Genomic DNA, 14124 nt, shown 5'->3' with positions numbered 1-14124 from the left:
AATAAAAAACTGCTAGGAAATCCTAGCAGTTTTTTTCAGCTTCTTGACGCTGACGTTCAATTTCAGCACGAAGTTGTGGTTCTGGTGCTTGCCAGCCTTCAGGTTTTAGAATTTTACCGTCACCTTCGCGGAATCGAGGTTTCCCGTCAGGGAATAGTTTTGCCATGTTTGCGTTATTTACAATTTCGAATCCTTTATCAGGACGTACGCCCATTTCGGCAAACGTGCCGAATGCAAAGTAAATAAGGTCAATCAGTGCATCATATTGATCTTCAACAGTCGTTGCTTCTAGAAATTCTTCTAGCTCTTCTTGCATAAAACTCGCACGGATTTTTGCACGTTCTTCTGTTAATTTTGTTGGAGTATTTGTCACAGGATGTCCGAATACTTCATGCATTTTCGCAACAAGTTCGTATCCTTTATCTAAACCTTTTTCGTTTGTCATGTTGTTTCATCCTTTCTTACGTTATGCCGAAGTTTATTGTAACATAAGGTGATTATGAAATGAAAAGAACATCTTATCGAAATAAGATGTTCGCTCGTTATTCTTCTTTTTTTATTAAAAGGGATGAAATAAGATCGATGCCAAAAATACCGACCAGTAACATTGGTATAACGACAAGCAAGTAACGTGTGAAGGAAACATTTTTTAAGTATGTATGAGCAAATAAAAAGACGCCGAGAAATAAAATACCATTTAAAATAGGCTTTACTAATTTTTTAGACATAAGCTCCCCCATAAATATCTTCTCTCTCTATTTGATAATAAAAAAACTCCTCTCTCCGTTGTATCATGCTAGAGAGAGGAGTTCAATCATTTCTCATTCAATGACACCAGAATTTGTAATATTTACGGTGTATTTTATATGAACCGGAACATCTTTATACATTTGTCTCCATTCTTCTAATTTGAATGGGCGATAATGTTGTTTATACTTTGCACCTAGCCCGAGAGGATCGACGCCTAAAGATTTAAATTGCTTAATTAACTTAGTAGCTTGTTTATCTAATTGTTTTTGGATATCTTTTTCAATGTTTTGTGTGTTCTTGTTATTTTCTAAGTTAATTTGTTTTGATAGTTCTTGAATACGTGCATCAAGACGAACGTGAATGAAAAAAGAAGGCTTTCCGTTTTTAATTTTTATATCGTAAGTTGGAACAGAACGAATATTATTAATCATTACGTACGCAGAATCTGTTTTAAATTCATGTGAATCTAATTTATGTTTCTCTAATAGTCCTTTAAATATGAACATATCTTTTTCCGCAATTTTACCGATATATTTATCTTTTTTAAAAAGGCCAATTCCGGTAATTTTTATTTTATCACCATGCTTCTTTAGAATGGGAATATAGTAGTCTTTTCCTTCTTGATAATAGCGAAATGCTCCTATATGTAGATTATCCGCTGGTAAAGGTCCGGTCTCCATGTTATGTTCTAGCAATTTTTTTATATAAATTGCAACGTTGTATGAAGTCGAATATTTGCCTTTTAAAAGTTCAGTACCATTCCCATCTAATAAAGCAGCATATAAAGCGTTCCCTATATTCACATCTCGAAGTAATGTATCGAATGAAGTAGACATTCCTGTTTTGGCAAGTCTTATTGTATATAGAGCGACACGCATTTGTCCGCTAGCAAATGGTTGAGAAGACTCTAAAGATGTGTCTGCTTTTACTTGTTTTACTGCATTTGCACTGCCTTCAAAAACTTGAACTTTATTTCCTTTTTTCTGAATGGGACAAACGAATGTCACTTTTACTTTATTATCTTTTGCGACATCAAAAACGCTTCCTTGAATAAGTTGTACATCATCGATAATATTTTTTTGTAAACATCCAATTAGACTGAAGAATGTTATACAAGAAATAAGTATTAATTTGCTTGTGCTTTTGATTTTTTCCATTTTCTTTTCACCCACACAATAATAAATAGGATTGGGATGTATACATAAATGAGCCAAAAACTAACTTTTGATACATTACTAATAAAGTTATTAATATCGTGTCTGTTGGTTAAAAGTTGCGAAACAATGAGAGTGATAAAGATAAAAGCAATTAAAATACCCCTTTGTTTTACACGGAATATTTCATGTGTTCCTCTCATTGACGCCCATAAAGGGAGGATGAAACTTGAAATAATAACGAGTGCATAGCCTGAAATTGCAATATATTCGAGTCTTTCTATAAATGGTAATTGAATGACTTGGGTCATAGAAAGTTGGGCCCATATCGTTTTTAACAATTGTTTTTCACTAAAAAATGCAAAGGCTAAAAGGGTGCTAAATAAATATAGAAGATTTGAAAATAGTGCTCCAAACTGAGCGTATTTATGAGATTGCATAGGCTTTTTCACAAATGGATACACCATGAGGTAAATTTCAAAACCGGTCATACTGTAGATTGACAGTTGAGCGGATTTTAAAATGTCTGAAAAAGAATGTGTGAATATAGGTAGTAAATTATCCCAATGTGAATATTTCAAAACGAATAAGCTTAGAAATAAGTATCCTAATGTACCACCAACAGAGATGACGCAAATACCGGTAATTACACGAAATCCAGAAGAGATAATGTAATAGCTAACTAAGCATAAAAAGAGTGTTAACATAAAGGTGGAAGCGGTAGGAAACATCCATACTTGAATAATTTCAACATATGTTCGGATGACCGAAATACTAACGATTAAAAAATAAGCCATAAAGATGATGCTAATGCCATTTCCTAGCCATTTTCCAAATGTTTGCCGATGTAAATCAACTAAATTCCCATTTGTTTCTTTTAATAAGACATACATCATCCATATAAGAATATGGATGAAAATTCCTGTGATTATAACTCCCATCCATCCGTCGTATCCAGCGGCCTTTGCGATAATTCGAGCGAATCCGAGAACTCCAGCACCAAACTGTGCACCGTGAATTAAGAAGAAAACAAAGATAGGAGATATTTGATATTTTTCTTGAACTTTACTCATCAATGCACCTCATTTCTCAATCATCAAAATCTGATCTATGTTTTGTTGAAATTCCTTTCGCTGCTTTTTTTACATGTTGTGGTCTTGCTTGCACATCTCTCGTATCAATCATTGTTAATGGAAAACGAATCCAAGAATCTTTAACTGATTGTTGCCTTGTCGGATAAAACAAAGCGTACGGCTTACGTAAGGAAGTAAGTCTAAAGAGATGAGTAAATAAAAAGATAAATCCAAGAGAAATCCCGAACAATCCGCCTATTTCTGCAAACATAAGAAAAGGAAAGCGTAGTAATCGAACCGCATTACCCATTTTATAAATAGGTGTAATAAAGGAAGCGAGTGCTGATAGTGCAACGATAATTAATAAAATGTTACTCGTTAAACCTGCTTGTACAGATGCTTGTCCGATTACGATACCCCCTACAATACCGAGTGTTTGCCCGACTTTCATCGGTAACCTTGCGCCAGCTTCTCTCAGTAAGTCGATTGCAAGTTCTAAAAAGAGTGCTTCAATTAAAGGTGGGAATGGTACTTGTGCTCTTGATAAAATTAAGGTTTCAAGTAAATCACTTGGAATAAGTTCATAATGATAATTTAAAACTGCAACGTATAACGGTGTAGCGCAAATTGAAAATAGAACGGCAATTAATCTTAAAATCCTTGAAAATGTAGCGTACATCCAGGAGACGTTATAGTCTTCTGGTGAAATGAAAAAATCAAAATAGGATACGGGTGTTAGTAAAACACTTGGAGAACCATCAACAAAAATAGCGATTTTTCCATCAATTAGTGCTTTTGTAACTCTATCAGTACGTTCTGTATTGATATAGAGAGGGAAAATCGATTTTTCACCCATTAATTCTTGTAAATAAGCACTATCATTAATTTGATCATATTCAAGAGCGCGTAATGACTCTTCTAGAAAATCTACATTATCTTTTTCAGCAAGGTTGTCTAAATACATCATGACAACTTTTGTTTTTGAAAACTCGCCAATAATCATTTCTTTTGTTTGTAAATCTAAAACAGGAAGACGTTTTCGAACTAAATTAATGTTTGTATCAATATCCTCTACGAAACCTTCTTGCGGACCAATAACAGTTGATTCGTTTAAAGGAGGGGTTGGTGCACGATAATTATCAATTGCAATGTTTGCAAGCATACATTTTTGATCTTGCTGATTCAATTGAATAATCGCATGCCCCTTTAAAACCATATCCTCAATTTTTTGTAAGTCGTTCGTAATTGTAATGCCGCTCATTGGAATATGTTCTTTCAGCTCTTCTAGTGAAGCATTAGGTCGTTCCAAAAGAGTAGGCATTAAATATTTTTGTAATTTCTCTCCATCAAGCGAAGGACGATAGTAAGAAATCCAATAAGGCATCGTTTCATCGTCGGATGTATGATAATTCACAAAATCACTAGATTTTTTCAGCTTCTTTATTAAATTTTGTAAAGAATGGATACGGTCTTTTTCTGGTTTCGTAAAATCATAAATACTATTACCTTTAGAGTGTTGTTGCTTACTTTGAGAAGGTTCATCTTGCTTAGCGTTTTGTTGTTTATCTTGAGACGAATCACCTTGTTTAGCAACTTGTTGTTTATCTTGAGAGGAATCCTCTTGTTTAGGACTTTGTTGCTTATCTTGAGAGGAATCCTCCTGTTTAGAGTTTTGTTGCTTATCCTGAGAGGAATCCTCTTGTTTAGGACTTTGTTGCTTATCTTGAGAGGAATCCTCCTGTTTAGAGTTTTGTTGTTTATCCTGAGAAGAGTCATCTTGTTTAGCACTTTGCTGCTTATCCTGAGAGGAATCCTCTTGTTTAGCACCTTGTTGTTTATCTTGAGAGGAATCCTCCTGTTTAGAGTTTTGTTGCTTATCCTGAGAAGAGTCATCTTGTTTAGCACTTTGCTGCTTATCCTGAGAGGAATCCTCCTGTTTAGAGTTTTGTTGCTTATCCTGAGAAGAGTCATCTTGTTTAGCACTTTGCTGCTTATCCTGAGAGGAATCCTCTTGTTTAGCACTTTGTTGCTTATCCTGAGAAGAATCTTTTTGCTCGCTATTTTTACCTTTATTATGTTTCATACTTCTAGTCTGTTCTTTGTTATCATCCTCTTCATTGTTAGAATGCTGCTCCTGATTATCTGTTTCGTTTGCTTCTGGTTTATTTGATTTTTTTTTCTTACGTAACCAATTCCAAATCATGTGTATACCCTCTTTAATCTTGTAATATAGTGCTATTTTGTGGCTAATTTTGTATATTATTCATTTATTTATGAAAAGAAGAAGGAGATTAGTTTGCATGGAAAAAAATCTTTAGTAAGCAGTTCATACTATAACGGGAAGAGGGAGAATCTGTGCAAATTGTAAAAAAGGAGAAGTTTGTTTTAAAAGGGTTTACGTTTGAAAATGGCAGGGAAATTCCTGTTCAAATGGGATACGAGACATATGGTACGGTAAATAGAGAAAGGTCAAATGTGATTTTGGTTTGTCATTATTTTAGTGCAACAAGTCATGCGGCAGGAAAATATACAGTGCATGATGAGGAGTCTGGTTGGTGGGATGGGCTCATTGGACCTGGAAAAGCAATTGATACAAATAAGTATTTTGTTATATGTACAGATAATCTTTGTAATGTGCAGGTGAGAAATCCATATGTGATTACAACAGGACCGAAATCGATTAATCCAGAAACTGGAGAAGAATATGCTATGGATTTTCCGGTTTTTACATTTCTTGATGTAGCTCGTATGCAATATGAGTTAATAAAAGGTATGGGAATTTCAAGGTTACACGCTGTAATTGGACCGTCGGCAGGGGGAATGATTGCACAACAATGGACGGTTCACTATCCACATATGGTAGAGCGGATGATTGGCGTTATTACGAACCCACAAAATCCAATTATTACGTCAGTAAACGTAGCGCAAAATGCGATTGAAGCAATTCAACTGGATCCAAGTTGGAAAGGTGGAAAATATGGAGAAGAGCAGCCGATAAAGGGGCTTCATTTAGCAAATAGAATGATGTTTATGAACGCGTTTGATGAGCATTTTTATGAAATGGCATTTCCTCGTAATAGTATAGAGATAAAACCTTATGAAAAGTTTTCTACACTAACATCATTTGAAAAAGAGATAAATAAAGCGACATATAGAAGTATAGAGTTAGTAGATGCAAATTCATGGATGTATACTGCAAAGGCAGTTTTATTGCATGATATTGCACATGGTTTTTCTTCATTAGAAGAATCTCTTTCTAACATAGAAGCGAATGTACTTATGATTCCATGTAAACAAGATTTGCTTCAGCCGTCTCGTTACAACTATAAAATGGTAGATATTTTGCAAAAACAAGGGAAGTATGCGGAAGTGTATGAGATAGAAAGTATAAATGGGCATATGGCGGGAGTATTTGATATTCATTTATTTGAAAAGAAAGTTTATGAATTTTTAAATCGGAAAGTATCTAGTTTTGTTTAGAAGACAAATGATGGGGAAAAGGTGCAATGTTTGTAGTAGGCACCTTTTTTTACATGATTTGTAGACGGAAAATATATGTGGCAATTGCTATACCGAAGAATGCGATACTAAGCAATAGAAATAAGAATGACATTTCTTGGGGTGATTTTATTTTTTTAGTATTTTTCATACTAAGAGTAATAATTGCAGCGATTAAGAAAATGATGCCCATTATGAAAAGGGAAAGTGTCATTTTCATTGGCTCCTTTCATAAGACAAGTATATTGAGGATACAATGCAAGAGTTATGTTTGTAAAGAATAAGTTTTGCGAGAAAATTGAGAAATAGTTTTTCGATTCTTTGCGTTCTTTCTTTTGCGTGCTAAAATTGGTAGAGAATGTTTGTGAAAAAGAAACTAAAGGTTTTATTGTATATAAGGAGGAACTACATATGACAGAAGTTAAAACAATTACTACAGAAGAGGTACAAGAGCGTTTAGAAAATGGAGAAACGTTATTTTTAGTAGACGTAAGAGAAGATGAAGAAGTAGCGGCAGGAAAGATTCCAGAAGCTGTACATATTAAAATGGGCGATATCCCACATAAAGTAGATTTCTTTAATAAAGAGAATGAATATATCTTTATTTGTCGTTCAGGAATGCGCAGTGAAAATGTATGTCATTATTTAAATGAGCAAGGATTTAAAACAGTGAATATGGTTGGCGGTATGCTTCAATATGAAGGTGAAACGAAATAGTTAATAGTTAAAAACTTGAAACGAGTCTGTTTCAAGTTTTTTTCTTTTGCATACAGTATAAAAAGGAGGAGGGGTAAATGGGGATTAATTTGCGTAAAGTAAAAATTATGAATAATACAGGAGCTGTTAATGTCGGCGACTGTTATGATATCTCGCCTTTAGCTGTAGCAAAAGTATATGCAGGTGCTGGAGGGTCGAGTGCGGCTGTTTTTTTAAATGGGAAAAGACAGCCAGAAGCAGTCATTAGAACATCAGTGTTTCTTCCGCCGTTAGCAACAAGTACACGTACATTAGGTTCATAGAGGAAAGGTAGAGTGTAATTATGCCTGCTCATATAAAAGAATTTGTTATTGTGAATAACACTGGGAATATATTTACCGGTGATAATTTGAGTGATACTTCATTTACTGCTTCGAAATCATATAGTGGTTCAATGGGGTGCACTTGGGTTGATGTTGTTACAGTAATAGGGACGGAGACGAAGCTTTGTTTACAGCCAGGTGATTCGGTGACGACAACATATACAAGAGGCACTCCTGCTGGTACTGTAACAGGAACAAATATGGGGCAAAGTGTAAATACATCGGGTATAGCACAAGCTGTCCCTAATACAGATAATATGGATTCAATTGCAGGACTCCCTTAAGGAATTAAGGGAGTTTTTATTATTTAAAATAAAAATAGTCTTGGAAATTATTTTTGTAAATAGATTAAGAAGAGGCTTATTTATTATGAAAAAGACGGTTTGTAGGTGGTGAAAGTGTGAAGAATCGTGATAATAATCGGAAGCAAAATTCGTTAAGCTCTAATTTTAGAATTCCACCAGAACTTATTGGGCCTACTTTCCCCCCTGTTCCAACTGGATTTACAGGTATAGGGATTACTGGTCCAACCGGTCCACAAGGCCCAACAGGACCTCAAGGACCAAGAGGATTACAAGGTCCGATGGGGGAGATGGGCCCGACAGGACCTCAAGGTGTGCAAGGGATACAAGGATCAGTTGGTCCAATAGGTGCAACTGGACCAGAAGGACAGCAGGGGCCACAAGGATTGAGAGGACCACAAGGAGAAACTGGAGCGACAGGACCGGGGGGTGTGCAAGGGCTACAAGGTCCGATTGGTCCAACGGGAGCGACTGGGGCACAAGGTATACAAGGGATACAGGGATTACAGGGGCCAATTGGAGCGACGGGACCTGAGGGATCTCAAGGAATTCAAGGCGTCCAAGGGTTACCGGGTGCAACTGGTCCACAAGGAATACAAGGAGCACAAGGGATACAAGGAACACCAGGACCGAGTGGAAATACAGGTGCAACCGGAGCGACTGGAGCAACTGGTCAGGGGATAACAGGCCCGACTGGAATAACAGGTCCAACTGGAATAACTGGACCATCTGGAGGACCTCCTGGTCCGACGGGGCCGACTGGTGCGACAGGTCCAGGTGGTGGACCGAGTGGAAGTACAGGTGCGACTGGAGCAACGGGGAATACTGGGGCTACAGGAAGTACAGGGGTAACAGGAGCAACGGGAAGTACAGGTCCGACTGGAAGTACGGGAGCACAGGGCTTGCAAGGAATCCAAGGGATTCAAGGACCAATTGGGCCAACAGGTCCAGAAGGTTCGCAGGGTATTCAAGGTATTCCTGGTCCGACGGGAGTAACTGGTGAACAAGGAATACAAGGAGTTCAAGGTATTCAAGGGGCAACGGGAGCAACAGGAGATCAAGGTCCACAAGGTATACAGGGGGTTATAGGGCCACAAGGGGTAACAGGGGCCACAGGAGATCAAGGTCCACAAGGTATACAAGGAGTACCAGGGCCATCAGGAGAAACAGGGCCACAGGGAGTTCAAGGGATACAAGGTCCGATGGGTGATATAGGACCAACAGGTCCAGAAGGCCCAGAGGGACTGCAGGGCCCGCAAGGAATACAAGGTGTGCCAGGGCCAGTTGGAGCGACGGGTCCAGAGGGTCCCCAGGGGATACAAGGCATTCAAGGACCGGTAGGAGCAACAGGCCCACAAGGCCCACAAGGAATTCAGGGAATACAAGGTGTGCAAGGGATAACGGGAGCAACAGGAGTACAAGGAGCAACTGGAATTCAAGGGATACAAGGGGAAATAGGAGCAACGGGTCCAGAGGGGCCACAAGGAGTGCAAGGTGCTCAAGGGGCGATTGGTCCAACCGGTCCGATGGGGCCACAAGGAGTGCAAGGAGTACAAGGAATTCAAGGAGCGACGGGTGCACAAGGAGTGCAAGGTCCACAAGGAATTCAAGGAATCCAAGGTCCGACGGGGGCAACAGGAGATATGGGAGCAACTGGGGCGACAGGGGAAGGCACTACAGGCCCAACAGGAGTAACTGGTCCAACAGGGGTAACAGGCCCGTCTGGAGGACCAGCAGGACCGACCGGCCCAACGGGGCCATCAGGTCCGGCGGGAGTAACTGGTCCATCTGGTGGACCACCTGGCCCGACAGGAGCAACCGGGGCGACAGGAGTAACAGGAGATACTGGGGCGACAGGCTCAACTGGAGTGACAGGAGAAACGGGAGCAACCGGAGTGACGGGTTTACAGGGTCCGCAAGGAATCCAAGGTGTGCAGGGAGAGATAGGTCCAACAGGGCCACAAGGTGTTCAAGGTCCCCAAGGAATTCAAGGAGTAACGGGGGCCACAGGAGATCAAGGTCCGCAAGGGATTCAAGGCCCACAAGGCGACATAGGTCCAACTGGCCCACAAGGAATTCAAGGCCCACAAGGTTCTCAAGGAATCCAAGGAGCGACAGGGGGAACAGGAGCACAAGGCCCACAGGGAATCCAAGGTCCGCAAGGTGACATAGGTCCGACTGGGTCACAAGGTCCAACTGGAATCCAAGGGATACAAGGAGAGATAGGTCCAACCGGCCCAGAAGGCCCAGAGGGACTGCAGGGCCCGCAAGGAATACAAGGTGTTCAAGGGCCAGTTGGAGCAACGGGTCCAGAGGGTCCTCAGGGAATACAAGGCATTCAAGGAGTGCAAGGAGCAACCGGCCCACAAGGTCCACAAGGAATACAGGGAATACAAGGTGTGCAAGGGATAACGGGAGCAACTGGAGCACAAGGAGCAACTGGAATTCAAGGGATACAAGGGGAAATAGGAGCAACCGGTCCAGAGGGGCCCCAAGGAGTGCAAGGAATACAAGGGGCGATTGGTCCAACAGGTCCGATGGGCGCACAAGGAGTGCAGGGAATACAAGGGATTCAAGGAGCAACAGGTGCACAAGGAGTGCAAGGACCACAAGGAATTCAAGGAGTGCAAGGTCCGACGGGAGCAACAGGAGATACGGGGGCAACCGGAGCGACGGGAGAAGGAACTACCGGTCCAACAGGAGTAACCGGTCCAACAGGGGTGACTGGCCCGTCAGGAGGACCAGCAGGACCGACCGGCCCAACGGGGCCATCAGGTCCGGCAGGAGTGACAGGTCCATCAGGTGGACCACCTGGCCCGACAGGAGCAACAGGTGCGACAGGAGTAACAGGAGATACCGGGGCGACAGGCTCAACTGGAGTGACAGGAGCAACAGGAGCAACGGGAGCAACCGGAGTGACGGGTTTACAGGGCCCGCAAGGAATCCAAGGTGTTCAAGGAGAGATAGGTCCAACCGGTCCACAGGGTATTCAAGGTCCCCAAGGAATCCAAGGAGTAACGGGGGCAACCGGAGCACAAGGTCCCCAAGGAATTCAAGGCCCACAAGGCGACATAGGTCCAACCGGCTCCCAAGGAATTCAAGGTCCACAAGGTCCTCAAGGAATCCAAGGAGCGACAGGGGCAACCGGGGCACAAGGCCCACAGGGAATACAAGGTCCGCAAGGAGAGATAGGTCCGACCGGCCCACAAGGCCCACAAGGAATTCAAGGCCCGCAAGGAATTCAAGGTCCAACGGGAGCTACAGGAGCAACTGGAGCGACAGGCCCACAAGGGATTCAAGGCCCACAAGGAATCCAAGGCCCGCAAGGAATTCAAGGTCCAACGGGAGTTACAGGAGCAACCGGAGCGACAGGTCCACAAGGAATTCAAGGCCCGCAAGGAATTCAAGGTCCAACGGGAGCTACAGGAGCAACCGGAGCGACAGGTCCACAAGGGATTCAAGGTCCCCAAGGAATTCAAGGTCCGCAAGGAATCCAAGGTCCAACGGGAGCTACAGGAGCAACCGGTTCACAAGGTCCAACTGGAGATACAGGTCCAACCGGAGCTGGAGCCACTGGAGCGACCGGGGCGACTGGAGTTAGTACAACTGCAACGTATGCGTTTGCGAATAATACATCAGGAACCGCTATTTCCGTTTTATTAGGGGGTACGAACGTACCGTTACCGAACAATCAAAATATTGGCCCAGGAATAACCGTTAGTGGTGGAAATACTGTATTTACAGTTGCGAATGCAGGAAACTATTATATAGCCTATACAATTAATTTAACGGCAGGTTTACTTGTAAGTTCTCGTATAACTGTAAATGGCAGTCCGCTTGCGGGAACGATAAATGCCCCGACAGTGGCTACTGGTTCATTTAGTGCAACAATAATCGCTAACTTGCCTGCTGGAGCCGCTGTTAGCTTACAGTTATTTGGAGTAGTTGCAGTAGCTACATTATCTACAGCAACGCCAGGGGCTACCCTAACTATTATTAGATTAAGTTAATAAGCAGAAAACCTTGAAACTTTTATGTTTCAAGGTTTTTTTATCTTTGTATTTGTAAGTAAACCTCGTTAACCAGGGGAGTGGATCTCCTCTAATTATTTAAAGTTTCACATTATTCTCTTGAGCAAAAACATCGCAGTTCGAAAATATATTATAATAGAATGAAAAGAAAGAAATTTGGCAGAAAGGGAGGGTGGCGATGCAGGAGATGGTTAAAGATTTTTTTGGACGCCCACTTCAAGATTTACGTATATCTGTCATTGATCGTTGCAATTTTAGATGTACATATTGTATGCCAGCGGAAATATTTGGGTCAGATTATGCTTTTTTGAAAGATGAGTTTTTACTAACTTTTGATGAAATTGAGCGTTTGGCAAAATTATTTGTTAACATTGGTGTACGAAAAATTAGAATTACTGGCGGTGAGCCACTACTTCGTAAAGATTTAACAAAACTTATTGCACGTCTTGTGAAAATTGATGGGCTAATAGATATAGGGTTAACGACAAATGCTGTACATTTAACGAAACAAGCGAAGGCATTAAAAGAAGCTGGATTACATAGAGTGAATGTTAGTTTAGATGCAATAGATGACGACATATTTAAGAATATTAATGGTCGAAATATTAATACGAAACCGGTAATTAAGGGAATTATAGCAGCTAAAGAGGCGGGGCTGGAAGTAAAGGTAAATATGGTTGTGAAAAAAGGGATGAACGATCATCAAGTACTTCCGATGGCTGCGTATTTTAAAGAGCAAGGAATCACGCTTCGGTTTATTGAGTTTATGGATGTTGGTAGTACAAATGGGTGGAATTTTGATCAAGTCGTTACAAAACGAGAATTGATTGAGATGATTCATAAGATGGATCCACTTGAGCCAGCTGAAGCGCATTACTTTGGTGAAGTTGCGAAGCGATATCGGTACGTTGGAACAAATGTTGAAGTTGGTTTTATTACATCTGTTTCTGAGTCATTTTGTGTCTCTTGTACGAGGGCGAGAATTTCGGCAGATGGAAAGTTTTATACGTGCTTATTTGCGACAGAGGGTTTGGATGTAAGAGAACTTCTTAGAGGAAATCTTTCGGATGAGGAGTTATTAAGTGTTATACAAGATGTATGGATGAATAGAAAAGATAGGTATTCGGATGAACGAACAGAAGAAAGTGCAAAAAATCGTCCGAAAATCGAAATGTCTTATATAGGAGGATAAGAAAGGGGGCTATCGCATGCAGGAGCGATATTCAAGACAAATATTATTTTCTGGTGTTGGAGAAGAAGGACAGAGAAAAATAAGAGAGAAGCATGTGCTTATTATTGGTGCTGGTGCTCTCGGTGCGGCAAATGCAGAAGCGATTGTTAGAGCAGGTGTTGGAAAAGTAACGATTGCTGACCGTGATTATGTAGAATGGAGTAATTTACAAAGACAACAACTATATACAGAAGAAGATGCAAAGCAGTATAAACCGAAGGCGATAGCGGCTGCAGAACATTTAAAAGCGATTAATTCTGAGGTGGAAATAAATCCGGTTGTGACGGATGTAACGGTGCAAGAAATGGAAGAATTAGTGAATGATGTAGATTTAATATTAGATGCGACAGATAATTTTGAAACGCGTCTTCTTATTAATGATATTTCACAAAAGTATAATATTCCGTGGATATATGGTGGGTGTGTCGGAAGCTACGGAGTAACGTATACAATTTTACCAGGGAAAACACCGTGTTTTCGCTGTTTAATGGAGCATCCAGCGAGCGGTGCAACATGTGACACAGCTGGTATTATACAACCGGCAGTACAATTAGTAGTTGCGCATCAAATTACGGAAGCGCTGAAAATATTAGTAGAAGACTTTGGTGCGCTTCGTGAAACGATGTTATCGTTTGATCTTTGGAATAATCAACAGATGGCATTTAAAGTGAATAGGCAGAAAAAAGATACTTGTTTATCTTGCGGAAGGTTACGTACATATCCGAGTTTAACATTTGAAGGACAAACGAAAACAGAAGTGTTATGTGGGCGGAATACAGTACAAATTCGCCCGGGTGTGCGGAAGAATTTTAATTTAGAAGAAATTAAAAAACGCTTACAAAGAAGCGTAGAGATAAAGGCGACACCTTATTTATTATCATTTCCGGTAGAAGAATATCGTTTTGTTTTATTTACAGATGGCAGGGCGTTCATTCATGGGACGAATGATATGAATGTAGCGAAAAGTTTATATGCAAGATATATAGGTTGAACCTAAAGGAAACCC

13 protein-coding genes are annotated in these 14124 nt (G+C 40.7%); 7 read left to right on the top strand and 6 right to left on the bottom strand.

Features of this window, described 5'->3' with window-relative positions; all coding sequences use genetic code 11:
* Positions 1–22 precede the first annotated feature (22 nt).
* The 5 genes from ACUL40_RS15950 to ACUL40_RS15930 form a co-directional block, all read right to left on the bottom strand.
* Positions 23–445 (bottom strand): hypothetical protein, encoded by a 423-nt coding sequence (locus ACUL40_RS15950; RefSeq protein WP_000180554.1) that lies wholly within the window; start codon positions 443–445, stop codon positions 23–25.
* Between the two features lie 97 nt (positions 446–542).
* Positions 543–728, bottom strand: a complete 186-nt coding sequence (locus tag ACUL40_RS15945) for a hypothetical protein (protein WP_000038781.1) — start codon at positions 726–728, stop codon at positions 543–545.
* 93 nt (positions 729–821) lie between these two features.
* Positions 822–1907, bottom strand: coding sequence for a spore germination protein GerHC (gene gerHC / locus ACUL40_RS15940; protein WP_074047371.1), 1086 nt, complete (start codon positions 1905–1907; stop codon positions 822–824).
* Positions 1877–2977, bottom strand: coding sequence for a spore germination protein (locus tag ACUL40_RS15935; RefSeq protein ID WP_000049053.1), 1101 nt, complete (start codon positions 2975–2977; stop codon positions 1877–1879). The genes gerHC and ACUL40_RS15935 overlap by 31 nt, the downstream gene beginning before the upstream one ends.
* Before the next feature lie 16 nt (positions 2978–2993).
* Complete coding sequence (locus ACUL40_RS15930; protein WP_173782228.1) at positions 2994–5180, bottom strand: spore germination protein; 2187 nt, start codon at positions 5178–5180, stop codon at positions 2994–2996.
* Positions 5181–5332: 152 nt separating this feature from the next.
* On the opposite strand from ACUL40_RS15930, the gene ACUL40_RS15925 reads away from it, so the two are divergent.
* The gene (locus ACUL40_RS15925; protein WP_074047369.1) at positions 5333–6457 is read left to right on the top strand and encodes an alpha/beta fold hydrolase; all 1125 of its coding nucleotides are present in this window, start codon (positions 5333–5335) and stop codon (positions 6455–6457) included.
* Positions 6458–6506: 49 nt separating this feature from the next.
* Here the strand turns inward: ACUL40_RS15925 and ACUL40_RS15920 are convergent, their stop codons facing one another.
* Positions 6507–6689, bottom strand: coding sequence for a hypothetical protein (locus tag ACUL40_RS15920; RefSeq protein ID WP_000175905.1), 183 nt, complete (start codon positions 6687–6689; stop codon positions 6507–6509).
* Between the two features lie 197 nt (positions 6690–6886).
* On the opposite strand from ACUL40_RS15920, the gene ACUL40_RS15915 reads away from it, so the two are divergent.
* The 6 genes from ACUL40_RS15915 to ACUL40_RS15890 all read left to right on the top strand — a co-directional run bounded on the left by ACUL40_RS15915 (position 6887) and on the right by ACUL40_RS15890 (position 14109).
* Positions 6887–7192, top strand: a complete 306-nt coding sequence (locus tag ACUL40_RS15915) for a rhodanese-like domain-containing protein (protein WP_000141207.1) — start codon at positions 6887–6889, stop codon at positions 7190–7192.
* 77 nt (positions 7193–7269) lie between these two features.
* The gene (locus tag ACUL40_RS15910) at positions 7270–7494 is read left to right on the top strand and encodes a spore germination protein (protein WP_000512470.1); all 225 of its coding nucleotides are present in this window, start codon (positions 7270–7272) and stop codon (positions 7492–7494) included.
* Positions 7495–7514: 20 nt separating this feature from the next.
* Positions 7515–7838, top strand: coding sequence for a hypothetical protein (locus tag ACUL40_RS15905; RefSeq protein ID WP_001110858.1), 324 nt, complete (start codon positions 7515–7517; stop codon positions 7836–7838).
* Between the two features lie 116 nt (positions 7839–7954).
* Positions 7955–11866: a BclA-related collagen-like exosporium protein gene (locus tag ACUL40_RS15900; RefSeq protein WP_445423051.1), complete on the top strand. Its 3912-nt coding sequence runs from the start codon at positions 7955–7957 to the stop codon at positions 11864–11866.
* A gap of 199 nt (positions 11867–12065) precedes the next feature.
* Positions 12066–13079, top strand: coding sequence for a GTP 3',8-cyclase MoaA (gene moaA, locus ACUL40_RS15895; RefSeq protein WP_001157119.1), 1014 nt, complete (start codon positions 12066–12068; stop codon positions 13077–13079).
* A 16-nt stretch (positions 13080–13095) separates the two neighbouring features.
* On the top strand, positions 13096–14109 hold the full coding sequence (locus tag ACUL40_RS15890) for a molybdopterin-synthase adenylyltransferase MoeB (protein WP_001158098.1): 1014 nt from the start codon (positions 13096–13098) through the stop codon (positions 14107–14109).
* Positions 14110–14124 lie beyond the last annotated feature (15 nt).

The sequence above is a fragment of the Bacillus sp. KNSH39 genome (genome assembly GCF_052656585.1).
This window is presented reverse-complemented; position numbering and strand designations above follow the sequence as displayed.

Coding starts and splice junctions, on each gene's coding strand:
- ACUL40_RS15950 (WP_000180554.1), bottom strand. CDS start 445: ATGACAAACGAAAAAGGTTTAGATAAAGGATACGAACTTGTTGCGAAA.
- ACUL40_RS15945 (WP_000038781.1), bottom strand. CDS start 728: ATGTCTAAAAAATTAGTAAAGCCTATTTTAAATGGTATTTTATTTCTC.
- gerHC (WP_074047371.1), bottom strand. CDS start 1,907: ATGGAAAAAATCAAAAGCACAAGCAAATTAATACTTATTTCTTGTATA.
- ACUL40_RS15935 (WP_000049053.1), bottom strand. CDS start 2,977: ATGAGTAAAGTTCAAGAAAAATATCAAATATCTCCTATCTTTGTTTTC.
- ACUL40_RS15930 (WP_173782228.1), bottom strand. CDS start 5,180: ATGATTTGGAATTGGTTACGTAAGAAAAAAAAATCAAATAAACCAGAA.
- ACUL40_RS15920 (WP_000175905.1), bottom strand. CDS start 6,689: ATGACACTTTCCCTTTTCATAATGGGCATCATTTTCTTAATCGCTGCA.
- ACUL40_RS15915 (WP_000141207.1), top strand. CDS start 6,887: ATGACAGAAGTTAAAACAATTACTACAGAAGAGGTACAAGAGCGTTTA.
- ACUL40_RS15910 (WP_000512470.1), top strand. CDS start 7,270: ATGGGGATTAATTTGCGTAAAGTAAAAATTATGAATAATACAGGAGCT.
- ACUL40_RS15905 (WP_001110858.1), top strand. CDS start 7,515: ATGCCTGCTCATATAAAAGAATTTGTTATTGTGAATAACACTGGGAAT.
- moaA (WP_001157119.1), top strand. CDS start 12,066: ATGCAGGAGATGGTTAAAGATTTTTTTGGACGCCCACTTCAAGATTTA.
- ACUL40_RS15890 (WP_001158098.1), top strand. CDS start 13,096: ATGCAGGAGCGATATTCAAGACAAATATTATTTTCTGGTGTTGGAGAA.